The following is a 24,396-nucleotide window of genomic DNA, read 5'->3' on the forward strand; positions in this document are numbered from 1 at the left end:
GCGGGGCCTTTTTTATTGGGTCGCCGCCCGCCGGTGCGGGCCGGCGACCCTCGCGCAACCGGCGTACGATCGGCCGAACGGCAGATTGTTCAAGCGTGCCGGCGCGCGGCACAATAGCGGAAATACTGGGCGGAGTGACGAATGAAGTTCATTGACGAAGCACGAATCGAAGTCATCGCCGGCGACGGAGGCGATGGCAGCGCGTCGATGCGCCGCGAGAAATTCGTCCCGTTCGGCGGGCCGGACGGCGGCGACGGCGGCCGGGGCGGCAGCGTTTACGCGATCGCCGACCGCAACATCAACACGCTGATCGACTACCGTTACGCGAAGAAGCACCTCGCGCGCAACGGCGAAAACGGCCGCGGCTCCGATTGTTATGGCAAGGGCGGCGACGACGTCACGCTGCGCATGCCGGTCGGCACGATCATCAGCGACATGGATACCGGCGAGCTGATCGCCGACCTCACCGAGCACGACCAGCAGGTGATGCTCGCGCAGGGCGGCGCCGGCGGCCTCGGCAACCTGCATTTCAAGTCGAGCACGAACCGCGCGCCGCGCCAGAAGACGGACGGCAAGCCGGGCGAGCGGCGCATGCTGAAGCTCGAGCTGAAGGTGCTCGCCGACGTCGGGCTGCTCGGCATGCCGAACGCGGGCAAGTCGACCTTCATCTCGTCGGTGTCGAACGCGAAGCCGAAGATCGCCGACTACCCGTTCACGACGCTCGCGCCGAATCTCGGCGTGGTGCGGGTCGGCCCGAGTAAGAGCTTCGTGATCGCCGATATCCCGGGGCTGATCGAGGGTGCGGCCGAAGGCGCGGGCCTCGGGCATCAATTCCTGCGTCACCTGCAGCGTACCGGCGTGCTGCTGCATCTGGTCGATCTCGCGCCGTTCGACGAAAGCGTCGATCCGGTCGCGGAGGCGACGGCGATCGTCGGCGAACTGCGCAAATACGACGAAGCGCTCTACGAGAAGCCGCGCTGGCTCGTGCTCAACAAGCTCGACATGGTGCCGGAAGACGAGCGCGAGGCGCGCGTCGCGGATTTCCTCGACCGCTTTGGCTGGGACGGCCCCGTGTTCGAGATCTCGGCGCTGACGGGCCAGGGCTGCGAAGCGCTGTGCTACGCGATCTACGACTACCTGTCCGAACATTCGGACGCGCATCGCGCGGCGGAGGCGGAAGATCTCGCGGCGGACGTGCGATTCCGCGATGCGCCGCCGGCGAAGGGCGGCGCGGCCTCGGGCGACGACGCCTGAACGGTTAGGTCACGCGCCGGGCGTGCCGCCCGGCGTCGGCGTTCAATCGCGCCCGGCGGGCCGGCATCAGATACAGGAGACAGTGCAGGATGCGTTCGATCATCGCGGATTCGAAGCGATTGGTGGTGAAGGTGGGCTCCAGCCTCGTGACCAACGACGGCAAGGGGCTCGATCATGCTGCAATCGGCCGCTGGGCAGCCCAGATCGCCGCGTTGCGTGCGCAGGGCAAGGAAGTCGTGCTCGTCAGTTCGGGCGCGATTGCCGAAGGCATGCAGCGGCTCGGCTGGAGCAAGCGGCCGCGGGAAATCGACGAGCTGCAGGCCGCCGCCGCGGTCGGCCAGATGGGGCTCGCGCAAGTCTACGAGAGCCGCTTCACCGAACACGGCATCCGCACCGCGCAGATCCTGCTCACGCACGCCGATCTGGCGGATCGTGAACGCTACCTGAATGCGCGATCGACGCTGCTCACGTTGCTGCGGCTCGGCGTCGTGCCGATCATCAACGAAAACGACACGGTCGTCACCGATGAAATCAAGTTCGGCGACAACGATACGCTCGGTGCGCTCGTCGCGAACCTGATCGAAGGCGATGCGCTGATCATCCTCACCGACCAGTCGGGGCTGTTCACCGCCGATCCGCGCAAGGACCCGAACGCGACGCTCGTCGGCGAGGCCAATGCGGGCGCGCCGGAGCTCGAGGCGATGGCGGGCGGGGCCGGCTCGAGTCTCGGCCGCGGCGGGATGCTGACCAAGATCCTCGCGGCGAAGCGTGCGGCCCACAGCGGCGCGAATACCGTGATCGCGAGCGGCCGGGAGGGCGACGTGCTCGTGCGTCTGGCGGCCGGCGAGGCGATCGGCACGCAACTGATCGCCCGTACCGCGCGGATGGCGGCGCGCAAGCAATGGATGGCCGACCATCTGCAGGTGCGTGGCCACGTCGTGATCGATGCGGGCGCGGTCGAGAAGCTGACGGCCGGCGGCAAGAGCCTGCTGCCGATCGGCGTGATCGACGTGCAGGGCGCGTTCGCGCGCGGCGAGGTGATCGCGTGCGTGGGCCCGGATGGGCGCGAGGTGGCGCGCGGGCTCACGAACTACAGCAGCGCGGAAACGAAGCTGATTCACCGCAAGCCGAGCGGCGAGATCGAGACCGTGCTCGGCTACATGCTGGAGCCCGAACTGATTCACCGCGACAACCTCGTGCTGGTGTGATCGCCGGCCACGTGCCGTCGTTCAAATGAAAAAGCCCGCGCGATGCGGGCTTTTTCGTGCGACAGGACGATGCGGGCAACCCGCATCGCGTGCCGTCAGCGCAACTGCGTCATCGCGGTGCGGTGGAACCGGATGTTTTCGAGGATCTGCCGGGTCGAGCCCTGCGGCATCTTGTTCGCGCAGAAGTAGTCCTGGTAGAGCGCGGAGTGGTAGGCGTTCAGTTCGCCGTTCTCGATGCGCCGCCAGTCGTTCTCGACGGTGCGATCCCAGCCGTTGTGGTCGGAGTTCAGGCCGGCGTACTGGCGCCACTCGTAGGTGTCGCAGCGGATGCCTTCGTAGTTCACGTTGCGCGCACCGGCCGGGCTCGTGACGACGACTGCGTAGCGCACGACGCCGTCGCTGCCGACCTCGAGCGACTTCGCATCGACGAAGAACTTCAGCGGCGTATTCTGCGACACGTTGAACGGCAGAAGATCGCCCGTTTGCGGCAGCGGCGGCAGCGTGTCGACGGCGTTTTCCTTCCAGGTTCCCTGACGGTCGAGCAGGTACACGAACTCGCTGTCATCCTTGTTGGACGGCGCTTTCGAGTTCGCGCAGCCGGCCAGGGCGGCGATCGATGCGAGCGCGAGAGCAATCGCTTTCAATATGCATTCCTCGTAAAAAAAGGGCGCGACACCAAGGTCGCGCCCGGTCATGCAGTCCGACTCGTCATTTGCCGACGATCACGTGGGGCGGCATCTCGTCGAGCGTGCCCGCTTCCACTTCGATCTCCGAACAGACTACCGATGTGTCGACAATCGTCAGCGTCTGGGCCTGCGCGCCAATGACGCGCGGATAGCGCGACACACGCGGCCCGCGCGGCTTCTCGGCTCGCTGCGCCGGGCGGCGCAGGAAGCGCGACAGTTCCGTCAGCGCCAACTGATAGACATCCCGCTTGAACTCGATCACCGCATCGAGCGGCACCCAATACTCGTTCCAGCGCCACGCATCGAACTCCGGGTGGTCGGTCGCGCGCAAGCAAATGTCGCAATCGCGTCCAACCATCCGCAGCAGGAACCAGATCTGCTTCTGGCCGCGGTAATGACCGCGTACTTCGCGTTTGATGAACTTGTCAGGCACCTCGTAACGCAACCAGTCGCGGGTGCGGCCGATTATCTTGACGTGTTCCGGATGCAGGCCCGTTTCCTCGTGCAGTTCCCGGTACATTGCCTGCATGGGGGTCTCGCCGTACTTGATCCCACCTTGAGGAAACTGCCAGGAATGCTCGCGGAGCCGCTTGCCCCAAAACACCTCGTTGCGCGCGTTCAAGAGGATGATGCCGACGTTCGGGCGAAAGCCTTCACGATCCAGCATACAACCACCTTCGAATCCTTTAAAATTGCTTTGATTATAAACAGATAACGGGCGCTGCGCACCGTGACGGAGCGAATCCGCGCGGGGTACACCGGCTGAATTGTCCCTGATTAGTCTGCTACGTCATCTGCGCCATCGTCGTTCGCGGCGCGTCGCTTTTTTCACCTTGAAACTTTTTCGGGCGCCCCGCCTGGGGGCGCCGTTTTTGGAACCGTGCGCATGAAAGCTTCCCGTTTCTTTATCGGCACCCTGAAAGAGGCACCCGCCGACGCAGAGATCGTCAGCCACAAGCTGATGGTCCGCGCCGGCATGATCCGTCGCGTCGCCGGCGGCATCTACAACTACCTGCCGGTCGGCCTGCGTTCGATTCGCAAGGTCGAGGCGATCGTGCGCGAGGAAATGAACCGGGCGGGCGCCATCGAGCTGCTGATGCCGGCCGTGCAGCCGGCCGAGCTGTGGCAGGAGTCGGGCCGCTGGGAGCAGTACGGCCCCGAGCTGCTGCGCTTCAAGGACCGCAAGGACAACGACTTCGTGATCGGGCCGACGCACGAGGAAGTCGTCACCGACATCGCGCGCAACCAGATCAAGAGCTACCGGCAGATGCCGGTGAACTTCTACCAGATCCAGACGAAGTTCCGCGACGAGATCCGTCCGCGCTTCGGCGTGATGCGCGGCCGCGAATTCATCATGAAGGACGCGTATTCGTTCGACAAGGACGCAGCCGGCCTGAACGAGTCGTACCGCAAGATGTATGACGCGTACGTGCGCATCTTCACGCGCCTGGGCCTCGAGTTCCGCGCGGTCGCGGCCGACAGCGGCTCGATCGGCGGCAACTTCTCGCACGAGTTCCACGTGATCGCCGACACCGGCGAGGACGCGATCGCGTACTGCCCGACGTCCGAATTCGCGGCGAACGTCGAGGCGGCCGAAGCGCTGCCGCTGATTGCCGAGCGCGCGGCGCCGGCCGAAGCGATGGAAAAGGTCGCGACGCCCGGCAAGGCGAAGTGCGAGGCCGTCGCCGAACTGCTGTCGATCCCGCTCGAACGCACGATCAAGTCGATCGTGCTCGCGACCGACAACGAAGGCGCCGAGCCGACCATCTGGCTCGTGATGCTGCGCGGCGACCACGACCTGAACGAGATCAAGGTGTCGAAACTGCCGGGCCTGAAGAACCACCGCTTCGCGACCGAGCAGGAAATCGTCGAGTGGTTCGGCACGCCGCCGGGCTATCTCGGCCCGGTCGGCACGAAGAAGCCGGTGAAGGTGATCGCCGATCGCACGGTCGCGAACATGAGCGACTTCGTCGTCGGCGCGAACGAGGTCGACTATCACATCGCGGGCGTGAACTGGGGCCGCGACCTGCCGGAGCCGGAGGTCGCCGACGTGCGCAACGTGAAGAAGGGCGATCCGTCGCCGGACGGCCAGGGCGCGATCGACATCTGCCGCGGCATCGAAGTTGGCCACGTGTTCCAGTTGGGCACCAAGTATTCGGAAGCGATGGGCGCGACGTTCCTCGACGAGTCGGGCAAGCCGCAGCCGATGCTGATGGGCTGCTACGGCGTCGGCATCACGCGCATTCTCGGCGCGGCGATCGAACAGAACTTCGACGAGAAGGGCATCATCTGGCCCGAGTCGATCGCGCCGTTCGAGGTCGTGCTGTGCCCGATGGGCTATGACCGCAGCGACATGGTGCGCGAGACGGCCGACAAGCTGTACGCGGAACTCGTCGCGGCCGGCATCGACGTGATCCTCGACGATCGCGGCGAGCGCCCGGGCGTGATGTTCGCCGACTGGGAGCTGATCGGCGTGCCGCATCGTCTCGTGATCGGCGAGCGCGGCCTGAAGGAAGGCAAGATCGAGTACCAGGGCCGCCGCGACGCCGAAGCGACGCTGCTGCCGGCCGACACGGCCGCGGCGACGGTCGCCGAGAAGATCCGCGCCGCGCTCGCGCACTAAGCGCGGCGACCGGGCGACACGATGGAATACACGTTCCTGTCGGCCACCGTGCTCCTCGTGCTGATCACGGATCCGCTCGGCAACATTCCGCTGTTCATTACGGCGATGCGGGATGTGCCGCGCGAGCGGCGCGTGAAGCTGATTCTGCGCGAAGTGGGGATCGCGTTCGTGATCCTGCTGTTCTTCATGCTGGTCGGCGACCGCTTCCTGCGGATGATGAGCCTCACCGACCTGTCGCTGCGGCTCGGCGGCGGGATCGTGCTGTTCCTGATCGCGCTGCGGATGATCTTCCCGCACCCGGACGGCGCGCTCGGCAGCGATCCGCGCGCAGGCGGCGAGCCGTTCATCGTGCCGCTCGCGATTCCGGCGCTGGCCGGGCCGTCCGCGCTCGCGACGGTGATGCTGCTGACGTCGCAGGCGCCCGGCAAGATGCTCGAGTGGGTCGGCGCGCTGACGGTCACGATGCTCGTCTGCGCGATCACGCTGGTGCTGGCCGAACGGATCCAGCAGTGGCTCGGCGAAAGGACGGTCGCGGCGTTCGAGCGGCTGATGGGGCTCGTGCTGGTCGCGATCTCGGTCGAGATGCTGCTGGCCGGCATCCGCGCGTTCGTGCACCAGTTGTAACCAACGCAGGCGGCGCGCGCAAAAAAGCGGCGCTCCGGGAAACCGGAGCGCCGCTTTCTATTGATATAGCGGTATGGCGCGGACAGCGCGGCGATCAGACGTTCGCGGTCAGCGCGCGGATCGTCGGCAAGTTGCGCCAGTAGCCCTTCGCGTCCATCCCGCAGCCGAACACATAGCGGTCCGGCACCGAGAAGCCGCAGAAATCGGGGTGCAGCGGTTTCGCCTTCGCGAGCGTCTTCTCGCACAGCACGGCCGACATGAAGCGCTTTGCGCCCATGTCGAGGATCCGGTCGCGGATCGCGGCCATCGTCTCGCCTTCGTCGAGGATGTCGTCGAGCACGAGCACGATGCGATCCTTCACCGATTCGCGCGGCGCGACGCGCCAGTGCATCTCCGGGCTGCCTTGTGTCGTGTTGCGATAGCGGGTCAGGTGGATGTAGTCGAATTCGAGCGGGAAATCGAGATGCGGCAGCAGCATCCCGGTAAACACCGCGGCGCCGCCCATCACCGAGAGAACGAGCGGGAACGCGTCGCCGATCTCGGCGCGGATCGCGTCGGCCATCTTCGAGATCGACGCGTTGACGGCGTCGGCCGAGACGATCTCTTCGGAGTGGTCGAAAATGTGGAGGGCTTCTTCGCGGTTCATGTGTTCTGGCGGGCAGTCGGTATACAAATAAGGATGAAGCAGAACGGCCAGCGCGCGCTACGGCAAAAACCCGCGCGCCGGCCGACGGACGGAATCAGCGCATGCCGGGCATCATGCCTTTCAGGCCGCGCATCATCTTCTGCATGTTGCCGCCCTTCAGCTTCTTCATCATCGTACGCATCTGGTCGTACTGGTTCAGCATCCGGTTGACTTCCTGCACCGGCACGCCGGCGCCGGCCGCAATGCGGCGCTTGCGCGTCGCCTTGATGATTTCGGGTTTCGCGCGCTCGGCGGGCGTCATCGAGCTGATGATCCCTTCCATCCGGCGTATCGACTTCTCCGCCTGGCCCATGTCGGCGCCGGCCGCCGCCTGCTGGAACTGCGCGGGGAGTTTATCCATCAGCGAGGACAAACCGCCCATGTTCTTCATCTGGGAGATCTGCGCGCGGAAATCGTTCAGGTCGAAATCGCCGCCCTTCTTGACCTTGTCGGCGAGCTTCTGCGCGGCCTGCACGTCGACGCCGCGCTGCGCTTCCTCGACGAGCGCGAGGATGTCGCCCATGCCGAGGATCCGGTTCGCCATCCGGTCGGGGTGGAACACCTCGAGGCCGTCGAGCTTCTCGGCGACGCCGACGAACTTGATCGGCTTGCCCGTGACGTGACGCACCGACAGCGCGGCGCCGCCGCGCGAATCGCCGTCGAGCTTGGTCAGCACGACGCCGGTGAGCGGCAGCGTGTCGTTGAACGCCTTCGCGGTGTTGACGGCATCCTGGCCGAGCATCGCGTCGACGACGAACAGCGTTTCGGCCGGCTTCAGCACGCCGTGCAGCGCGGCGATTTCCTGCATCATCGCCTCGTCGATGCCGAGGCGGCCGGCCGTGTCGACGAGCAGCACGTCATGGTAGTGGCGCTTCGCCCAGTCGACGGCCGCGAGCGCGATGTCGACGGGCTTCTGGTCCGGCGTGGACGGGAAGAAGTCGGCGCCGACCTGCTCGGTCACCGTTTTCAGCTGCATGATCGCGGCCGGGCGATACACGTCGCACGACACCGTGAGCACCTTCTTCTTGTACTTCTCGCGCAGCAGCTTCGCGAGCTTGCCCACGGTCGTGGTCTTGCCCGCGCCCTGCAGGCCGGCCATCAGGATCACGGCGGGCGGCGTGACCGCGAGATTCAGCTCGGCGGCCTTGCCTTCGTAGTCGCCGCCGATCACGGCGGTCAGTTCCTTCTGGACCACGCCGACGAGCGCCTGGCCCGGCGACAGGCTGCTGATCACTTCTTCGCCGAGCGCCTTTTCCTTGACCTTGGCGATGAATTCGCGAACGACCGGCAGCGACACGTCGGCTTCCAGCAGCGCGAGACGCACCTCGCGGAGCATCTCCTGCGTGTTCGCCTCGGTGAGCCGGGCCTCGCCGCGCAGCGTCTTGACGACGCGCGCCATCCGTTGAGTGAGATTGTCGAGCATGGGGAGCGATGGACAGTGGGGCCCGAAGGCGCGGCGGAACCGAACAAAGGGAGCCGTCGCGAGGAGGGGGCCTAGTGTAAACTTCGAACATGGATATTGTACTGTATGCCCTCACCGCATTCCTGTACGGCGGCCTCGCCGTCGCAGGCTGGCGCACGCACCGCCAGGGCGCGACGCCGCTCGTCGCGAGCGTGCCGGCCGTGCCGGTCCCCGCGTCGGCCGCGTCCGGGATGAGCGGGGCCGGCCGCGCGCTGCTGTTCGCCGCGCTGCTCGCGCACGGCGTGCTGCTCCACATGACGATCTTTCCGAACGACGCGATGGTGTTCGGCTTCGCGTTCGCGCTGTCCGCGATGTTCTGGCTCGGCGCCGGCATCTACTGGATCGAGAGCTTCTTCTTCCCGCTCGACAGCCTGCGCCTGCTGGTGCTGCCGCTCGCGTGCGGCGCGTCGCTGCTGCCGCTGATATTCGGCGGCGTGCGGGTGCTGCCTTATGCCGCCGCGCCGCTGTTCAAGCTGCATTTCCTGATCGCGAACATCGCCTATGGGCTGTTCGCGATCGCCGCGCTGCACGCGATCCTGATGCTGATGGTCGAGCGGCGCCTGCAGTCGCTGCGCAACGGCGGGCGCGACGGCTCGACCGGCTGGATCGCGAGCTGGCTCGAAACGCTGCCGCCGCTGCTCACGCTTGAGAAGCTGTTGTTCCGCCTGATTGGCGCTGGCTTCGTGCTGCTGACGCTGACGCTCGCGTCGGGCATCCTGTTCAGCGAGCAGATCGACGCACGCGCGTTGCGGCTCGACCACAAGACCGTGTTCGCGATCCTGTCGTGGCTGATGTTCGGCGGCCTGCTGGTGGCCCGCAAGACGTCGGGTTGGCGCGGCCGCGGCGCCGCGCGCTGGGTGCTCGTGTCGTTCGCCGCGCTGCTGCTCGCGTATGTCGGCAGCCGGTTCGTTTTCGAGGTGCTGCTGCACCGCTCCGTGGTTTGACCGCAGGTTTCCGATGCGACAGATTCTTCTCCTGATCCTTCTCTTCTTCGCGGGTTCGTGGCTCGCGCGCAAGCTGCGTCACGCGCAGGAACAGGCGCAGGCGCGCGCCGGCCGCGGCGCCGGTTACGACGGCGCGCCCGGTGCCGGGGGTGGCGCCGCGCGCCCGAACGGCGACGTGCGGTCGCTGCCCGAGCCGATGGTGCGCTGTGCCGAATGCGGCGTGCACGCGCCGAAGGGCGACGCCGTCGCCGCGAGCGGCGAATACTTCTGCAGCGCCGAGCATGCGCAGCGCCACGCCACGCGCGTGAACGGCCGCGACGCGCGATGAGCGACGCGCCGGTGTTGTCGGTCGACGCGAACGGCTGGGTGCGCGAAGCGCGCCATGCGCCGTCGCCGAACTTCGAGGCGCGGCCCGCGGGGGCGGCGCCGACGCTCGTGGTCGTCCACAACATCAGCCTGCCGCCCGGCGAATTCGGCGGCGACGCGATCGAGGCGCTGTTCCTGAACCGCCTCGACTGCGATGCGCACCCCTATTACCAGCGCCACCTGCGCGGCGTGCGCGTGTCCGCCCATTTCCTGATCCGCCGCGACGGCGAGCTGGTGCAGTTCGTGTCGTGCGACGAGCGCGCGTGGCACGCAGGCTCGTCCGAGTTCTTCGGCCGCACGCGCTGCAACGACTTCTCGATCGGCATCGAGCTCGAAGGCGCGGACGACGTGCCGTTCGACGATGCGCAATACGCGGTGCTCGCCGCGCTCTCCCGCGCGCTCGCCGCGCGCTACCCGGTCGACGCGTTCGCCGGGCACTCGGACGTCGCGCCGGGCCGCAAGACCGACCCGGGCCCGCATTTCGATTGGCAACGCTTCGCGAGCGATGCCGGGTTTTCCGCCGAATACTTTCCTTTCCGTCAGCACTGATCGCGGGGTTTTTTGATCGGAGAAAGTTTTTTCTCCGATCAATGCCTTGCCGTGTCTGCGCGTGAGCGATGTCAAGTCCTCTATCGCAAATTATCCGTTTGGACGTCCTCCGAATGTCCACTATACTTGGTGCCAGTTGAGCAGTTCTGTACTAGATATAGTGTGTGTCGCAGGGGAAAACCCGAGCGGCACCGGCCGGCGGGCAACGCCGGCGAACAGGGTTCTCACGGCGGCGCGTCAGGCCGGGCGGTCCGGGCGTCGCGATCAGCGCAGCGAACATCGACGGGGCAGGGTACACATGACGAAGCACACGACCGGCTGGGTTGTCGCGCATCGACCGAACCGGCTTCCCCGGCGCATCGCTCGCCTCTTACCGCTCGCGCACCGCATTGCGCAGCGTTCGTTTTAATCCGCGGTTCTCTCCGCACCATCCAACACCAGGAGCTTTGCACATGCAAACCACCGACAACGCGACGTCCCAGTACGAGAGCGCCTCGAGCCGTCCGCTCGGCGGGACCGAACAGGGCGCGAAGGCGCTCGCGCCGCAGGCCACGTTCGCCGACTACAAGGTGATCCGCCGCAACGGCAGCGTGGTGTCGTTCGAACCTTCGAAGATCGCGATCGCGGTGACCAAGGCTTTCCTGGCCGTCAATGGCGGGCAGGGTGCGGCATCGGCGCGCGTCCGCGAGCAGGTCGAACAATTGACGCACAACGTCGTTCGCGCGCTCGTGCGCAGCCGCCCGAACGGCGGTACGTTCCATATCGAAGACATCCAGGACCAGGTCGAACTCGCGCTGATGCGCGGCGGCGAGCACAACGTCGCGCGTGCGTACGTGCTGTATCGCGAGAAGCGTCACCTCGAGCGCCAGCATGCGGGCGAGGAAGCGGCGGCAGCGGGCGGCGAGTCGACCACCGGCATCAACGTCGTCGACAACGGCGTCACGCGCCCGCTCGACCTGAACGCGCTGCGCGCGCTGATCGTGTCGGCGTGCGACGGTCTCGGCGCTGCGGTTAACCCTGACCCGATCGTCGCGGAGACGGTGAAGAACCTGTACGACGGCGTGCCGATGAGCCAGGTCTACGACTCGGCGATCCTCGCGGCGCGCACGATGATCGAAAAGGATCCGGCATACAGCCAGGTCACGGCCCGCATCCTGCTGCACACGATCCGTCGCGAGATTCTCGGCGAGGAAGTCGTGCAGGCCGAGATGTCGACCCGCTACGCCGAATACTTCCCGCAGTTCCTGAAGCGCGGCGTCGACGCCGGCCTGCTCGACGACAAGCTGCTGCAGTTCGACCTGAAGCGCCTCGGCGAAGCGCTCGACGCGAACCGCGACCTGCAGTTCGGCTACCTCGGCCTGCAGACGCTGTACGACCGCTACTTCCTGCACGTCGAAGGCACCCGCATCGAAATGCCGCAGGCATTCTTCATGCGCGTCGCGATGGGCCTGTCGCTGAACGAGATCGACCGCGAAACGCGCGCGATCGAGTTCTACAACGTGCTGTCGAGCTTCGACTTCATGAGCTCGACGCCGACGCTGTTCAACTCGGGCACGCACCGCTCGCAGCTGTCGTCGTGCTACCTGACGACGGTCGCGGACGATCTCGACGGCATCTATGAAGCGCTGAAGGAAAACGCGCTGCTGTCGAAGTTCGCCGGCGGCCTCGGCAACGACTGGACGCGCGTGCGCGCACTCGGCTCGCATATCAAGGGCACGAACGGCAAGTCGCAAGGCGTGGTGCCGTTCCTGAAGGTCGTGAACGACACGGCCGTCGCGGTGAACCAGGGCGGCAAGCGCAAGGGCGCGGTGTGCGCGTACCTCGAATCGTGGCACCTCGACATCGAGGAGTTCCTGGAGCTGCGCAAGAACACCGGTGACGACCGTCGCCGCACGCACGACATGAACACGGCGAACTGGATTCCCGACCTGTTCATGAAGCGCGTGATGGAAGGCGCCGACTGGACGCTGTTCTCGCCGTCGACCTGCCCGGACCTGCACGACAAGTTCGGCGCCGAATTCGAGAAGGCTTACACGGCTTACGAAGAGAAGGTCGCGCGCGGCGAGATCAAGCTGTTCAAGAAGATCCCGGCGCAGCAGCTGTGGCGCAAGATGCTCGGCATGCTGTTCGAGACGGGCCACCCGTGGATCACGTTCAAGGATCCGTGCAACGTGCGCTCGCCGCAGCAGCACGTCGGCGTCGTCCATTCGTCGAACCTGTGCACGGAAATCACGCTGAACACGAGCGACACCGAAATCGCGGTGTGCAACCTCGGCTCGGTGAACCTCGTCGCCCACCTGGTGAAGCAGGCCGACGGCAGCTACGCGCTCGACCACGACAAGCTCAAGCGCACGATCAGCGTCGCGATGCGCATGCTCGACAACGTGATCGACATCAACTACTACGCGGTGCCGAAGGCGCGTAACTCGAACCTGAAGCACCGCCCGGTCGGCATGGGCATCATGGGCTTCCAGGACTGCCTGCACCTGCTGCGCACGCCGTACGCGTCGCAAGAGGCGGTCGAGTTCGCCGACCGTTCGATGGAAGCCGTCTGCTACTACGCGTACTACGCGTCGACCGAGCTGGCCGAAGAGCGCGGCCGCTACTCGAGCTACCGCGGCTCGCTGTGGGATCGCGGCATCCTCCCGCAGGACACGCTGAAGCTGCTGACGGAAGCGCGCGGCGGCTACGTCGAGGTCGACACGTCGGAATCGCTCGACTGGACGACGCTGCGTTCGCGGATCGCCGCGCACGGCATGCGCAACTCGAACTGCGTCGCGATCGCGCCGACGGCGACGATCTCGAACATCATCGGCGTGTCGGCCTGTATCGAGCCGACCTTCCAGAACCTGTACGTGAAGTCGAACCTGTCGGGTGAATTCACGGTGGTGAACGAGTATCTCGTTCGCGACCTGAAGGAACGCGGCCTGTGGGACGAAGTGATGGTCGCCGACCTGAAGTACTTCGACGGCATGCTGTCGCGCATCGACCGCATCCCGGCCGACCTGCGCGCGATCTACGCGACCGCGTTCGAGGTCGATCCGACGTGGCTCGTCGAAGCGGCATCGCGTCGCCAGAAGTGGATCGATCAGGCGCAGTCGCTGAACATCTACATGGGCGGCGCGTCGGGCAAGAAGCTCGACGAGACGTACAAGCTCGCATGGCTGCGCGGCCTGAAGACGACCTACTACCTCCGCACGATGGCGGCGACGCACGTCGAGAAGTCGACGGTCGCACACGGCGCGCTGAACGCAGTGCCGACGGGCGGTGCGGGCGGCAGCGGCGGCGCGCAAGGCGCAGCGGGCGGCTTCGGTGCGGCCGGCGGCGGTGCGTCGTCGGGCGCGGTCAACGCGGCGCCGGCACTCGCGCCGGTCGAAGCAGACGGCCCGGTGTGCACGATGCGTCCGGGCGACCCCGGCTTCGACGAGTGCGAAGCGTGCCAGTAACGCAGTGCGCCTGACCTGAGAAGCAGGCCCGAGCGGCGCACACGACAATCGATCGAGGTTGAAGTGTGCGCCGCGCTCAACTAAAAAAATGATAAGGAATCTGTAGCGCGACACCTGCGTTGCAGGCAATGACAAGCGATCGAAACATCTCCGACGGCGTCGCGTTTCGATCGGCGTTCGATGCGTCGAGCGCACCTCGCGATACAAGCGCGACTCACGTCGCGCGCTGCATGAACGACGATGCGTTGCTCAAAGTGTTGTATCGAGGTCGCAACGCGAATCGAAAAAAGGATTTTTCGTGAGCGAACCCTTTTATCGCTCAGGAAAAGATGGTACAAACCGTTCTAAATTGATGGTGAGAATTTATGCTCAACTGGGATGACGAGAAGACTGCCGTAACCCCCGCGAGCGGAGCGCAGCAAAACGCGATGCGCACCTCCGCCGGGATGGCTGTCGGAATGCAGGCTGCAACGCCTGCCGCCCATCAGGTCCGTGACATTTTCGAAGGCGATCTCGCGGTGCCGCCGCAAGCATCGGCTGTTCCCGCCGGCGGTACGGAAGCGCGGGTCAATGTCGCCGACAAGCGCATCATCAACGGCCAGACTGACGTCAATCAGCTGGTGCCGTTCAAGTACAAGTGGGCGTGGGAAAAGTATCTGGCCGGTTGCGCGAACCACTGGATGCCGCAGGAAATCAACATGTCCCGCGACATCGCGCTGTGGAAGGACCCGAATGGTCTGACCGAGGACGAGCGCCGCATCGTGAAGCGCAACCTCGGCTTCTTCGTGACGGCCGATTCGCTCGCGGCGAACAACATCGTGCTCGGCACGTACCGCCACATCACGGCGCCCGAGTGCCGGCAGTTCCTGCTGCGCCAGGCGTTCGAAGAAGCGATCCACACGCACGCGTACCAATACATCGTCGAATCGCTCGGTCTCGACGAAGGCGAGATCTTCAACGCGTATCACGAGGTCACGTCGATCCGCGCGAAGGACGAATTCCTGATCCCGTTCATTCATACGCTGACGGACCCGGCCTTCAAGACCGGCACGCTCGAAGCGGATCAGAAGCTGCTGAAGTCGCTGATCGTGTTCGCCTGCATCATGGAAGGCCTGTTCTTCTATGTCGGGTTTACGCAGATCCTCGCACTCGGCCGCCAGAACAAGATGACGGGTGCTGCGGAGCAATATCAGTACATCCTGCGCGACGAGTCGATGCACTGCAACTTCGGCATCGACCTGATCAACCAGATCAAGCTCGAGAACCCGCATCTCTGGACCGCGGAATTCCGCGCCGAGATCCGCGAGCTGTTCAAGCAGGCTGTCGAACTCGAATACCGCTACGCCGAGGACACGATGCCGCGCGGCGTGCTGGGTTTGAACGCGTCGATGTTCAAGAGCTATCTGCGCTTCATCAGCAACCGCCGTTGCCAGCAGATCGGCCTCGACCCGCTGTTCCCGAACGAGGAAAACCCGTTCCCGTGGATGAGCGAGATGATCGACCTGAAGAAGGAGCGCAACTTCTTCGAGACGCGTGTGATCGAGTATCAGACGGGGGGCGCGCTGTCCTGGGAATAACCCGCGGCAGCGAACCCGTTACATGATGGAGCAGCCGGTGGCCTCTCGGCCCTGGCCCAAGGTTTAGGAGCAAGAACGCCTGATGCAAAGCATGCCCGGTGCCTTAACGGCCCAACGATACGACAGGCACTTTGCGAACCCTTCAGTGGGATGGGCAAACTTCCCTCCGGAAAAAGCGGACGGCCGTGTGGCGGTCCGCTTGATCAAGCGATTAGGGGTAGCGGCGCGAGGTGCGCCGGCTACCGACTTGATTTGGCGCGCGAGGCCGGGCGGTCACGCGCGCCATACCGTATTCATTAGCGTAAGCGCGCGGTATCTGCGTACGCCGATGAATAGCCCGCTTCGAAGCGCACGTCCTGAACAGCGTCCGCGGGAAGCGGGTTTTGACGAAGGGTGTAGTTTGAACTGACTCTCATCTGAACCTGAAGGAGAACAACATGGCTACTGCCAAGAAGAAACCGGCTGCTAAGAAGGTTGCTGCCAAGAAGACCGTTGCGAAGAAGGCTGCTGCTCCGGCGAAGAAGGCCGCGGTGAAGAAGGTTGCTGCGAAGAAGGTCGCGGTGAAGAAGGTTGCCGCGAAGAAGGCAGCACCGGCGAAGAAGGCCGCTGCAAAGAAGGTCGCAGCCAAGAAGGTCGCAACGAAGAAGGTTGCAGCCAAGAAGGTCGCAGCGAAGAAAGTCGCGGTGAAGAAGGTTGCTGCAAAGAAGGCGGCACCGGCTAAGAAGGCCGCCGCGAAGAAGGTTGCAGCCAAGAAAGTCGCAGTGAAGAAGGTGGCTGCGAAGAAGGCCGCACCGGCGAAGAAGGCTGCTGCGAAGAAGGCTGCGCCGGCGAAGAAGGCTGCTGCCAAGAAGGCCGCGCCTGCGAAGAAGGCTGCCGCGAAGAAGGCTGCGCCCGCCAAGAAGGCTGCCCCTGCGAAGACGGCTGCCGCCCCGGCGAAGAAGGCTGCTGCCCCGAAGAAGGCCGTCGTGAAGAAGGCTGCACCGGCAACGACCGCGTCGACCGCATCGGTTGCGCCGGCATCGGGCGTGAAGACCGCGCTCAACCCGGCGGCGGCATGGCCGTTCCCGACCGGCAGCCGTCCGTAATCGCGGCTGAGCAGCATCACCCGGGCACTCACGTGGTGTCCGTGGGTTGAGTAGCGCTACTCAATCAGTCCCGCCATCTGGTTCAGGTGGCGGGATTTTTTTCGTCCGTATGAGTCGTCGCTGAGCCGCCGATAGGGTGCCGCTCGGCTGGCCGACGCGAGCGCCGACGAAGAAAACGGGCGGACGAAAAAAAACGCATGTGCGGCTTCGCACATGCGTTCGACCGCGGCTTGCGCCGCGTGCTGAGGATACTGGTTAGTGCGTGACGCGCGTGACGCCGCCGCTCGACAGCAGACGGACACGCTCGCCGGCGCGGAACGCTTCGCCGCTTGCCGCCTGCGTGATCGAGCGCAGATCGCCGTTGTCGAGGCGCACGGTGATTTCGACACCGTTCGCCGTGCTGAGGTTTTCGCCGACCGCGTTACCCGCCACCGCGCCGACGAGGCCGCCGGCGATCGCCGTCAGGATCGAGCCCTTGCCGCCGCCGATCGCGCTGCCCGCGACCGCGCCGAGTGCGCCGCCGCCGAGCGTGCCGATCGCGCTGCCGCCGCCGTCGGACTGGATGCGCACCGCACGGACGCTTTCGACCGTGCCCATGCGGACCGTCTGTTCGCGCTGCGCCTGGCCGACGCTATAGACATCCGCCGAACCGGGTGCCGTGAAGCAGCCGGCGAGGGACAGCGTGGCCGTCAGCATGGCCGCGAGCGTGAGGGTTTTTTTCGTCAACATCTTTGCTCTCCCACAATATTCATTTGAGACTGTAACCGAATGCAGTCTCGAAACGCGCGTCGATTTCGGCGCGCGTCAGTACGTAACTTTGGGGCCCCTGATGGGCGATCTTCAGCGAGCCCATCAGGCTCGCGAGGCGGCCGGTGGTTGCCCAGTCGAGGCCGTGCTCGATGCCGTAGAGCAGGCCGCCCCGGAAGGCGTCGCCGCAGCCGGTCGGATCGGCGATGCGCTCGGCCGGCACGACCGGAATCTGCTCCGCACCCTGCTTGTGGCGGATCGTCGCGCCGTGCTCGCCACGCGTGATGACGAGCGCATCGACCCGGCTGGCGATTTCATCTTCGGACCATCCCGTCTTGTCGCTCACCAGCTTGGCCTCGTAGTCGTTGACCGCAACGTAGGTCGCAAGTTCAATGCTGCGGCGCAGCGTCGCACCGTCGAACAGCGGCAGGCCCTGGCCCGGATCGAACACGAACGGCACACCGGCCTCGGCGAGCTCTTCCACGTGCTGCACCATCCCGTCGAAGCCGTCCGGGCCGACGATCGCGAGCTTGATGTCCGGCGCGTCGCCCGCGTGGTTCAGGTGCGATTGCATCATCGCGCCCGGGTGGAACGCCGCGATCTGGTTGTTGTCGAGATCGGTCGTGATCATCGCCTGCGCGGTGTACGTTTCGGGCAGCACGAGAACGTGGTCGCGGCGCAGGCCGAGCTGGTCGAGCCGGTCGAGATACGGCTGCGCATCCAGCGCGCCCATCGTCCCCATGATCCGCGCATCGCCGCCGAGCAGGTGCAGCGCATACCCGATGTTGCCCGCGCAGCCGCCGAATTCGCGGCGCATCGTCGGCACGAGGAAGCTCAGGTTGATGAGGTGCACCTGGTCGGGCAGGATGTGCTCGCGGAACCGCCCTTCGAAGGTCATGATGGAGTCGTAGGCGATCGAGCCGCAAATCAGCGTAGCCAAGGTGTGCGTTCCTGTAGAAATGAGGGGCCCTGCGCGACAACGCCGCGCGAAGGGCGCGGCGCGGCAGGGGAAAGCGGAAGAAAGCTTACTTCAGTGCGGCGAGCGCTGCATCGTAGTTCGGCTCGTCCTTGATTTCGCCGACGAGTTCCGCGTGGATCACCTTGTCCTGCGCGTCGAGCACGACCACCGCGCGTGCGGTCAGGCCGTTCAGCGGGCCGCTCGTCACGTCGACGCCGTATGCGTTCGCAAACGCGCGGCCGGTGCGGAACGTCGATGCCGTCACGACGTTCGCGAGGCCTTCGGTCGTGCAGAAGCGCGTGGCGGCGAACGGCAGGTCGGCGGACACGACGATCACGACCGTGTTGTCGAGCGACGACGCGGCTTCGTTGAACTTGCGGGTCGACGTCGCGCAGGTCGGCGTGTCGAGGCTCGGCACGATGTTCAGCACCTTGCGCTTGCCGGCGAAGCTGGCGAGCGACAGATCGGCGAGATCCTTGCCGACCAGCTTGAAATCGGCGGCTTGCGCGCCGACGGCCGGGAACGTGCCGGCGAGATCGATCGGGTTGCCACCCAGCGTAACTTTGCTCATGTTCGTGCTCCGAAATAGCGCGCCGCTCGGGCGCGCGGGTTGAGACGGGCGCGCAAGCGCGCCGCGGCGCGTCACGGATAGAAAATCTGGACGCGGAAATTCGAGGCGGGCGTGCCGTTCGTGTCGATGCGGACGACCATCGTCTGCGTCGTGCCGGGCGGCAGCCCGGCGTCGATCGGCGTGCCCGGGCGCACGTAGTCGCGCGGCGCGAGCACGCGGCGCACGGTGACGTGATTGGTGTCGTCGAGCAGCGTGAGTTCGAGCGACGGGTACGCGAGTGCGACGCGGTAGCGGTTCGTCAGCGGCACCTTCAGTTCGAGCTCGCGCGGGCCGTCGAGCTGGCGCAGGTCGGTCGCGTCGAGCCGCAGCCCGTCGATCGCGCGCGGCGGCGTGACCGTGCAGCCGAGCGGCGCGCACGCCTGCCGGAACCAGCCCTGCGTGACAGGCCAGTAGATCATCAGCGTTTCGCGTTGCCACCACGCCAGTTGCGCGACGAGCAGCCCGACCAGCGCGGCTGCGACGAGGCCGCCGAAAAAGCCGCCGAGCATCCCGCGTCGCTGCGGCGCGCGCGTCTCGCGCGTGACGGCGAAGTGCGGGCGGTCGTCGTCGGTCAGTGCGGCGGGGAAGGGGACGGCGGGTTGGGCGGCCGGTGGGGTGACGGTCGGGGCGACTGGTTCATCCGCTGCCGTTGCTCTCGCGGCGTTGTCGTGCCGGGAGAGGGTGTCGGGTTCCGATGCGGTTTCAGCTTCGGTGATGGCCGGTGCGGGCGTGAACGCGAAACGCGGTTCGCGCGGCGCGCGTTCGTCGTCCGGCGCCGCGAAGTGCGTGGGCACGACGGGTTCGTCCGGTTCGGCGGCAGTTTCCGTTTCGGGCGGCAGGTGAGCGACGAAGCGGGGCTCGCGCGGGTCGCGCTCGACCGGCGCGGGCAACGGCGCGGCTTCTTCGGTGTCGTGCGGTTCGTGCTGCGTTCGCGGCGAATGCGGTTCGGCCGGTTGCTCGACGGCTGCCGAGGCATCGAGCTCGGCCGGAGACGACGCGAACGGCTCGGGCGTACCCGACAGGTGGACGACGCCGGCTTCCGTGGAAGGAAGCGCGAGCGGTATCAACGGCTCGGTGCGCAAGGTTTCGACGCTGTGCTGCAGCGACGGATCGACGCCGGCGTCGAGCCACGGCGCCCACATGTCCCAGCCTTCCGGCTTGTAATCGGCGCCGGTCGGCAATTCGGGCGGCGCGTCGGCGGTGAACAGCCGAGCCGGGGCGGCCTGCTGGTGTGCGTTGCCGCCGTGCGGCGCGGCGGCTGGTTCGGTCAATGCCGGCTCGGGCTGCTGCGCGTGTTCGGGAACGAGCGATTCGGCGGCGTTGAAGACTTCGTGGCAATGGCCGCAGCGCACGAGCCCCTGATGCAGCGAGAGCTGTTCCTGCTGCAGCCGGAAGACGGTTTCGCAATGAGGGCAGCGCGTCGCAAGAAGCATGTCGAGCCGGGCGGCCTGCTGGCCAGAGTGAAGGACAGCGCTATTCTAATGGCTTTCGCGCCGGGTTCCGGCAAGGCATACCCAACCTTCGTGTTCGCGCCAGACCGAGATGTCGACGTAGCGCGCATAAACGGCCGCGACTTCGTCCGCCTGGCGCGCGAGCACGCCCGACAGCGCGATGCGCCCGCCTGGCTTGACCTTCGATGCGAGCATCGATGCCATCAGCTTCAGCGGGTTCGACAGGATGTTCGCGACGACGATGTCGAATTCGCCGTCCGGGCATGCATCGGGCAGCCCGTACGTGACTTCCGCCCGATTGCGCTCGCTGTTCTGGCGCGCCGATTCGACCGCTTGGGGGTCGATGTCGATGCCGATCACGGGGTTCGCCCCGCATTTCTTTGCGAGGATCGCGAGAATGCCCGAGCCGCAACCGTAGTCGAGCACCGACTGGCCTGGCTCCACCGACTGCTCGAGCCACTCCATGCACAGACGGGTCGTGGGATGGCTGCCGGTGCCGAATGCGAGGCCGGGGTCGAGTTCGAGGACGAGCGCATCGGGATCGGGCGCATCGTGCCACGACGGCACGACCCAGATCCGCTCGCCGATCGGGATCGGCTCGAACTGCGACTGCGTGAGCCGCACCCAGTCCTGCTCCTCGACTTCGCGCACGACGAACTTCGGCGTTTCGGCGAGGCCGATCTCGTTCGCGGCCGCCGCGAGCAGCACGGCCGGCTCGTGATCGGCGGACAACAGCGCGACCACGCGCGAGTGCTGCCACGCGGTGCGATCGGGCACGAGGCCCGGCTCGCCGAAGAGCGGCTGTTCGTCGGGCGTGTCGGCGTCGGCGTCCTCGACGGACACCGACAGCGCGCCGAGATCGAGCAGCGCGTCGGACAGGGCCTCCGCATGCTCGCGGGCCAGTTCGACGACGAGTTCGCGATAACTCATGCTTACGCTTCTTCCGGTGCGACCTGCTGCTTCTGCGCGAGCCGGTTTTCGAGGTAATGGATGCTGGTGCCGCCTTCGACGAACTTCGCGTCGATCATCAGCTCGCGGTGCAGCGGGATGTTGGTCTGGATGCCTTCGACGACCATTTCCGACAGCGCGATGCGCATCCGGCGGATCGCCTGCTCGCGCGTCGCGCCGTAGGTGATCAGCTTGCCGATCATCGAATCATAGTTCGGCGGCACGAAATAGCCATTGTAGGCGTGCGAATCGACGCGCACGCCGGGGCCGCCCGGCGTATGCCACGACGTGATCCGGCCCGGCGACGGCGTGAACTTGAACGGATCTTCGGCGTTGATCCGGCATTCGATCGCATGTCCGCGGAACTGGATGTCGCGCTGGCGCAGCGTGAGCTTCTCGCCGGCCGCGATGCGGATCTGTTCCTGCACGATGTCGACGCCGGTGATCAGTTCCGATACCGGGTGCTCGACCTGCACGCGCGTGTTCATCTCGATGAAGTAGAACTCGCCGTTTTCGTACAGGAATTCGAACGTGCCCGCGCCGAGGTAGCCCATCTTCTTGCATGCGTCCGCGCAGCGGTCGCCGATGCGGTCGATCAGGCGGCGCGGAATGCCGGGCGCCGGCGCTTCCTCGATCACCTTCTGGTGGCGGCGCTGCATCGAGCAGTCGCGCTCGCCGAGCCAGATCGCGTTCTTGTGCGCGTCCGACAGCACCTGGATCTCGATGTGGCGCGGGTTCTCGAGGAACTTCTCCATGTACACCTGCGGGTTGCCGAACGCACGGCCGGCTTCCTCGCGGGTCATGTTCACCGCGTTGACGAGCGCGGCCTCGGTGTGCACGACGCGCATCCCGCGCGCCGCCGCCGCCCGCCGCCTTGATGATGACCGGATAGCCGATCGCGCGCGCAATCTTGACGATCTCCTTCGGATCGTCCGGCAACGCGCCTTCCGAGCCCGGCACGCACGGCACGCCGGTCTTGATCATCGTCTGCTTCGCGGTGACCTTGTCGCCCATCATGCGGATCGTTTCCGGGCGCGGGCCGATGAACGTGAAGCCCGACTGCTCGACGCGCTCCGCGAAATCGGCGTTCTCCGACAGGAAGCCGTAACCGGGGTGGATCGCCTCGGCGTCGGTGACTTCCGCGGCGCTGATCAGCGCCGGCATGTTCAGGTAGCTCAGGTTCGACGGGGCCGGGCCGATACAGACGGCTTCGTCCGCGAGGCGCACGTACTTGGCTTCCTTGTCGGCTTCCGAGTACACGACCACCGTCTTGACGCCGAGTTCGCGGCACGCGCGCTGGATGCGCAGCGCGATTTCACCGCGGTTGGCAATGAGGATTTTTTCAAACATAGCGAGTATTCGTCTCTTCGAGGGGCGCGCGAACGGCGCCTGGCGAGCATCTCGGCGGCGCGCGGCCGGCAGGGCCGCGCGGCGGGCTTAGCCGATCACGAAAAGCGGCTGGCCGTATTCGACGGCCTGGCCGTTCTCGACGAGGATTTCCTTGATCACGCCGGCCTTGTCCGACTCGATCTCGTTGAGCAGCTTCATCGCTTCGATGATGCAGATCGTCTGGCCTTCCTTGACCGTGTCGCCGGCCTGCACGAACGGGTCGGCGCCCGGCGACGGCGCGCGATAGAACGTGCCGACCATCGGCGACGTCACGACGTGGCCCTGCGGGACGGCCGGTGCGGCGGCTGCCGGCGCAGCCGCGCCGTCGGTCGGCGGCGCGGCCGACGGAGCCGGCGCGCTGACTTGCGGGGCATACCCAGCCGTCGGCTGCACGTAGACCGGCGGCGCGTTCTTGACGATGCGCACCTTGCCTTCGCCTTCCGTCACTTCCAGCTCGGAGATGCCGGATTCGGAAACGAGGTCGATCAGAGTTTTCAGCTTACGAAGATCCATCGGGAATTCCCCTTTCAATACGTGAAAGCGCCGGTGAGGGGCCGGCGCTGAATCTAGATCGCGAAATCAGCCGCGCGACGCGCCTTGCAGCTTGTCCAGCGCGTACTCGAGCGCGTACAGATAACCTTTCCAGCCGAGCCCGCAGATCACGCCTTCGGCCTGGTCGGAAAAGTAGGAGTGGTGCCGGAACGCTTCGCGGCGATGCACGTTCGACAGGTGAATCTCGACGAACGGGATGCCGACGCCGGCGATCGCGTCCCGGATCGCAACGCTCGTGTGCGTGTACGCGGCCGGATTGATCAGGATGAAATCGGTCTGTTCCTCCCGCGCGGCCTGGATGCGGTCGACCAGCGCGCCTTCATGGTTGCTCTGGAACGACGACAGTTCGGCGCCGGCTTCCCGGGCGCGCGCGGCAAGCGCCTGATCGATCTGCGCGAGCGTGACGCGGCCGTACACCTCCGGTTCCCGGGTGCCGAGAAGGTTCAGGTTGGGGCCGTGCAGCACCAGCAATCGTGTCATGGTCGCTTCTATTTCTGCGGAATTGCGCGAACTTTAGCGCTATTTAGAGAAATTTGTCTAGTTTTGCCGAACGGCCAGGCGCGCCGGACCCGCAAGAATTACCGGTGCGGGCGCAAAGTATCGGCGAATTCACGCGAAATTGCGGCGATCGACCTGCAAATCGCCGCCAACGCGCGGGCTGCCGTTCGGGCAGATTACAGCGCGTCGAGCGTCTTTTTCAGCTCGGCCGGTTGGATTTGTCCCAATTTTGTCTCGCGGATCTTGCCGGTTTCGTCGATGACGACGGTAAACGGCAGCGCGCCGGCGGTATTTCCAAAATTGCGGGCCAGATCGGCGCCCGCATACCCGCTGACGAAAACCGGATAGTCGACCTTCACCTTCTGCAGGAAGTTCTTCACGTTCTGTTCGGAATCGACGCCGATTCCGACGAAACGGATGCCCTTCTGCTTGTACTGGTGCGACAGCGCGACGAGCTCCGGCATCTCCTCGACGCACGGGCCGCACCACGACGCCCAGAAATTGACCACGACTTTCTGGCCCTTGAAGGCCGCCAGCGTGGCCGGCTTGCCGTCGACGCCGGCGAGCGACGACGCCCACAGCTGGTCGACCGGGTTAAGGTGGGCGGCCGGCGCCGCGACCGCGACGCCGTCGTCGGCCGTGCCGCGGAACCAGTGGCCGGCGGCGATCCCGCCGGCAACGGCGGCGGCCGCGACTACCGCGAGCGCCAACTTGCGTTTCATCATCATCGTTGA

Annotated in this window: 24 protein-coding genes and 1 pseudogene; 11 read left to right on the plus strand and 14 right to left on the minus strand. The window is 65.8% G+C overall.

The annotated features are described in order from the left end of the window. The first annotated feature begins 141 nt into the window (after positions 1-141). A complete protein-coding gene (gene obgE / locus AC3IFE_RS10030) occupies positions 142-1,254 on the plus strand; it encodes an Obg family GTPase CgtA (protein WP_089466619.1) in 1,113 nt (370 codons plus the stop codon). Between the two features lie 89 nt (positions 1,255-1,343). Continuing rightward, the gene (gene proB, locus AC3IFE_RS10035; RefSeq protein ID WP_489190410.1) at positions 1,344-2,462 is read left to right on the plus strand and encodes a glutamate 5-kinase; all 1,119 of its coding nucleotides are present in this window, start codon (positions 1,344-1,346) and stop codon (positions 2,460-2,462) included. Between the two features lie 95 nt (positions 2,463-2,557). Here the strand turns inward: proB and AC3IFE_RS10040 are convergent, their stop codons facing one another. Together AC3IFE_RS10040 and AC3IFE_RS10045 are read right to left on the minus strand one after the other, a co-directional pair. After that, positions 2,558-3,157: a CNP1-like family protein gene (locus AC3IFE_RS10040; protein ID WP_489190411.1), complete on the minus strand. Its 600-nt coding sequence runs from the start codon at positions 3,155-3,157 to the stop codon at positions 2,558-2,560. Positions 3,158-3,170: 13 nt separating this feature from the next. Then, positions 3,171-3,815, minus strand: a complete 645-nt coding sequence (locus AC3IFE_RS10045) for an RNA pyrophosphohydrolase (protein WP_069616810.1) — start codon at positions 3,813-3,815, stop codon at positions 3,171-3,173. 219 nt (positions 3,816-4,034) lie between these two features. On the opposite strand from AC3IFE_RS10045, the gene AC3IFE_RS10050 reads away from it, so the two are divergent. Together AC3IFE_RS10050 and AC3IFE_RS10055 are read left to right on the plus strand one after the other, a co-directional pair. Beyond that, positions 4,035-5,771: a proline--tRNA ligase gene (locus AC3IFE_RS10050; protein WP_489190412.1), complete on the plus strand. Its 1,737-nt coding sequence runs from the start codon at positions 4,035-4,037 to the stop codon at positions 5,769-5,771. Positions 5,772-5,792: 21 nt separating this feature from the next. Beyond that, positions 5,793-6,395, plus strand: a complete 603-nt coding sequence (locus AC3IFE_RS10055) for a MarC family protein (RefSeq protein WP_301737977.1) — start codon at positions 5,793-5,795, stop codon at positions 6,393-6,395. A gap of 94 nt (positions 6,396-6,489) precedes the next feature. Here AC3IFE_RS10055 and AC3IFE_RS10060 read toward each other — a convergent pair whose 3' ends face one another. Further along, positions 6,490-7,041, minus strand: a complete 552-nt coding sequence (locus AC3IFE_RS10060; RefSeq protein WP_023477519.1) for a hypoxanthine-guanine phosphoribosyltransferase — start codon at positions 7,039-7,041, stop codon at positions 6,490-6,492. 94 nt (positions 7,042-7,135) lie between these two features. Next, positions 7,136-8,503 carry a signal recognition particle protein gene (ffh, locus tag AC3IFE_RS10065; protein WP_089434517.1) on the minus strand — a complete coding sequence of 456 codons (1,368 nt, stop codon included), beginning with the start codon at positions 8,501-8,503 and terminating at the stop codon, positions 7,136-7,138. An 89-nt stretch (positions 8,504-8,592) separates the two neighbouring features. On the opposite strand from ffh, the gene AC3IFE_RS10070 reads away from it, so the two are divergent. The 7 genes from AC3IFE_RS10070 (at position 8,593) to AC3IFE_RS10100 (ending at position 16,509) form a co-directional block, all read left to right on the plus strand. Beyond that, a complete protein-coding gene (locus tag AC3IFE_RS10070) occupies positions 8,593-9,486 on the plus strand; it encodes a cytochrome C assembly family protein (RefSeq protein WP_489190413.1) in 894 nt (297 codons plus the stop codon). Positions 9,487-9,499: 13 nt separating this feature from the next. Continuing rightward, the gene (locus AC3IFE_RS10075) at positions 9,500-9,814 is read left to right on the plus strand and encodes a PP0621 family protein (RefSeq protein WP_489190414.1); all 315 of its coding nucleotides are present in this window, start codon (positions 9,500-9,502) and stop codon (positions 9,812-9,814) included. Next, a complete protein-coding gene (ampD, locus tag AC3IFE_RS10080; protein ID WP_489190415.1) occupies positions 9,811-10,401 on the plus strand; it encodes a 1,6-anhydro-N-acetylmuramyl-L-alanine amidase AmpD in 591 nt (196 codons plus the stop codon). Before AC3IFE_RS10075 ends, ampD begins: the two co-directional genes overlap by 4 nt. A 452-nt stretch (positions 10,402-10,853) precedes the next feature. Beyond that, positions 10,854-13,847, plus strand: coding sequence for a ribonucleoside-diphosphate reductase subunit alpha (locus tag AC3IFE_RS10085; RefSeq protein ID WP_489190416.1), 2,994 nt, complete (start codon positions 10,854-10,856; stop codon positions 13,845-13,847). 365 nt (positions 13,848-14,212) lie between these two features. Further along, a complete protein-coding gene (locus tag AC3IFE_RS10090) occupies positions 14,213-15,424 on the plus strand; it encodes a ribonucleotide-diphosphate reductase subunit beta (protein WP_006476978.1) in 1,212 nt (403 codons plus the stop codon). Between the two features lie 82 nt (positions 15,425-15,506). Continuing rightward, entirely contained in the window at positions 15,507-15,833 is a 327-nt protein-coding gene (locus AC3IFE_RS10095) for a hypothetical protein (protein ID WP_084044093.1), read from the plus strand. 28 nt (positions 15,834-15,861) lie between these two features. After that, positions 15,862-16,509, plus strand: a complete 648-nt coding sequence (locus AC3IFE_RS10100; RefSeq protein WP_081059044.1) for a histone H1-like DNA-binding protein — start codon at positions 15,862-15,864, stop codon at positions 16,507-16,509. A gap of 255 nt (positions 16,510-16,764) precedes the next feature. Here AC3IFE_RS10100 and AC3IFE_RS10105 read toward each other — a convergent pair whose 3' ends face one another. The 10 genes and pseudogenes from AC3IFE_RS10105 to AC3IFE_RS10150 form a co-directional block, all read right to left on the minus strand. Then, a complete protein-coding gene (locus AC3IFE_RS10105) occupies positions 16,765-17,238 on the minus strand; it encodes an outer membrane lipoprotein (RefSeq protein ID WP_089466629.1) in 474 nt (157 codons plus the stop codon). A gap of 19 nt (positions 17,239-17,257) precedes the next feature. Continuing rightward, positions 17,258-18,196: a carbohydrate kinase family protein gene (locus tag AC3IFE_RS10110; RefSeq protein ID WP_489190417.1), complete on the minus strand. Its 939-nt coding sequence runs from the start codon at positions 18,194-18,196 to the stop codon at positions 17,258-17,260. 85 nt (positions 18,197-18,281) lie between these two features. After that, positions 18,282-18,785, minus strand: coding sequence for a thiol peroxidase (gene tpx / locus AC3IFE_RS10115; RefSeq protein ID WP_006476975.1), 504 nt, complete (start codon positions 18,783-18,785; stop codon positions 18,282-18,284). Between the two features lie 71 nt (positions 18,786-18,856). Then, positions 18,857-20,257 carry a zinc-ribbon and DUF3426 domain-containing protein gene (locus AC3IFE_RS10120; protein WP_489190418.1) on the minus strand — a complete coding sequence of 467 codons (1,401 nt, stop codon included), beginning with the start codon at positions 20,255-20,257 and terminating at the stop codon, positions 18,857-18,859. 45 nt (positions 20,258-20,302) lie between these two features. Beyond that, complete coding sequence (gene prmA, locus AC3IFE_RS10125) at positions 20,303-21,205, minus strand: 50S ribosomal protein L11 methyltransferase (RefSeq protein WP_089466632.1); 903 nt, start codon at positions 21,203-21,205, stop codon at positions 20,303-20,305. A gap of 2 nt (positions 21,206-21,207) precedes the next feature. After that, positions 21,208-21,651 carry a hypothetical protein gene (locus AC3IFE_RS10130; RefSeq protein ID WP_489190425.1) on the minus strand — a complete coding sequence of 148 codons (444 nt, stop codon included), beginning with the start codon at positions 21,649-21,651 and terminating at the stop codon, positions 21,208-21,210. 18 nt (positions 21,652-21,669) lie between these two features. Continuing rightward, positions 21,670-22,573, minus strand: a pseudogene (locus tag AC3IFE_RS10135) (ATP-binding protein); the annotation flags it as partial. A gap of 87 nt (positions 22,574-22,660) precedes the next feature. Beyond that, the gene (gene accB / locus AC3IFE_RS10140) at positions 22,661-23,125 is read right to left on the minus strand and encodes an acetyl-CoA carboxylase biotin carboxyl carrier protein (protein ID WP_089466633.1); all 465 of its coding nucleotides are present in this window, start codon (positions 23,123-23,125) and stop codon (positions 22,661-22,663) included. Positions 23,126-23,191: 66 nt separating this feature from the next. Then, positions 23,192-23,644 carry a type II 3-dehydroquinate dehydratase gene (gene aroQ / locus AC3IFE_RS10145; RefSeq protein ID WP_089466634.1) on the minus strand — a complete coding sequence of 151 codons (453 nt, stop codon included), beginning with the start codon at positions 23,642-23,644 and terminating at the stop codon, positions 23,192-23,194. Positions 23,645-23,838: 194 nt separating this feature from the next. After that, positions 23,839-24,390 (minus strand): TlpA family protein disulfide reductase, encoded by a 552-nt coding sequence (locus AC3IFE_RS10150; protein ID WP_489190419.1) that lies wholly within the window; start codon positions 24,388-24,390, stop codon positions 23,839-23,841. Positions 24,391-24,396 lie beyond the last annotated feature (6 nt).

This window comes from Burkholderia sp. APQ4-4ca, from assembly GCF_057837105.1.

Bases quoted from the DNA above. Each gene is read 5' to 3' on its own strand.
- AC3IFE_RS10085 (WP_489190416.1), top strand. From the start codon at position 10,854: ATGCAAACCACCGACAACGCGACGTCCCAGTACGAGAGCGCCTCGAGC.
- AC3IFE_RS10070 (WP_489190413.1), top strand. From the start codon at position 8,593: ATGGATATTGTACTGTATGCCCTCACCGCATTCCTGTACGGCGGCCTC.
- AC3IFE_RS10075 (WP_489190414.1), top strand. From the start codon at position 9,500: ATGCGACAGATTCTTCTCCTGATCCTTCTCTTCTTCGCGGGTTCGTGG.
- AC3IFE_RS10045 (WP_069616810.1), bottom strand. From the start codon at position 3,815: ATGCTGGATCGTGAAGGCTTTCGCCCGAACGTCGGCATCATCCTCTTG.
- AC3IFE_RS10090 (WP_006476978.1), top strand. From the start codon at position 14,213: ATGCTCAACTGGGATGACGAGAAGACTGCCGTAACCCCCGCGAGCGGA.
- aroQ (WP_089466634.1), bottom strand. From the start codon at position 23,644: ATGACACGATTGCTGGTGCTGCACGGCCCCAACCTGAACCTTCTCGGC.
- AC3IFE_RS10105 (WP_089466629.1), bottom strand. From the start codon at position 17,238: ATGTTGACGAAAAAAACCCTCACGCTCGCGGCCATGCTGACGGCCACG.
- AC3IFE_RS10150 (WP_489190419.1), bottom strand. From the start codon at position 24,390: ATGATGATGAAACGCAAGTTGGCGCTCGCGGTAGTCGCGGCCGCCGCC.
- obgE (WP_089466619.1), top strand. From the start codon at position 142: ATGAAGTTCATTGACGAAGCACGAATCGAAGTCATCGCCGGCGACGGA.
- tpx (WP_006476975.1), bottom strand. From the start codon at position 18,785: ATGAGCAAAGTTACGCTGGGTGGCAACCCGATCGATCTCGCCGGCACG.
- AC3IFE_RS10060 (WP_023477519.1), bottom strand. From the start codon at position 7,041: ATGAACCGCGAAGAAGCCCTCCACATTTTCGACCACTCCGAAGAGATC.
- AC3IFE_RS10050 (WP_489190412.1), top strand. From the start codon at position 4,035: ATGAAAGCTTCCCGTTTCTTTATCGGCACCCTGAAAGAGGCACCCGCC.
- AC3IFE_RS10100 (WP_081059044.1), top strand. From the start codon at position 15,862: ATGGCTACTGCCAAGAAGAAACCGGCTGCTAAGAAGGTTGCTGCCAAG.
- proB (WP_489190410.1), top strand. From the start codon at position 1,344: ATGCGTTCGATCATCGCGGATTCGAAGCGATTGGTGGTGAAGGTGGGC.
- AC3IFE_RS10095 (WP_084044093.1), top strand. From the start codon at position 15,507: ATGCAAAGCATGCCCGGTGCCTTAACGGCCCAACGATACGACAGGCAC.
- AC3IFE_RS10055 (WP_301737977.1), top strand. From the start codon at position 5,793: ATGGAATACACGTTCCTGTCGGCCACCGTGCTCCTCGTGCTGATCACG.
- AC3IFE_RS10040 (WP_489190411.1), bottom strand. From the start codon at position 3,157: ATGACCGGGCGCGACCTTGGTGTCGCGCCCTTTTTTTACGAGGAATGC.
- prmA (WP_089466632.1), bottom strand. From the start codon at position 21,205: ATGAGTTATCGCGAACTCGTCGTCGAACTGGCCCGCGAGCATGCGGAG.
- ampD (WP_489190415.1), top strand. From the start codon at position 9,811: ATGAGCGACGCGCCGGTGTTGTCGGTCGACGCGAACGGCTGGGTGCGC.
- ffh (WP_089434517.1), bottom strand. From the start codon at position 8,503: ATGCTCGACAATCTCACTCAACGGATGGCGCGCGTCGTCAAGACGCTG.
- AC3IFE_RS10120 (WP_489190418.1), bottom strand. From the start codon at position 20,257: ATGCTTCTTGCGACGCGCTGCCCTCATTGCGAAACCGTCTTCCGGCTG.
- accB (WP_089466633.1), bottom strand. From the start codon at position 23,125: ATGGATCTTCGTAAGCTGAAAACTCTGATCGACCTCGTTTCCGAATCC.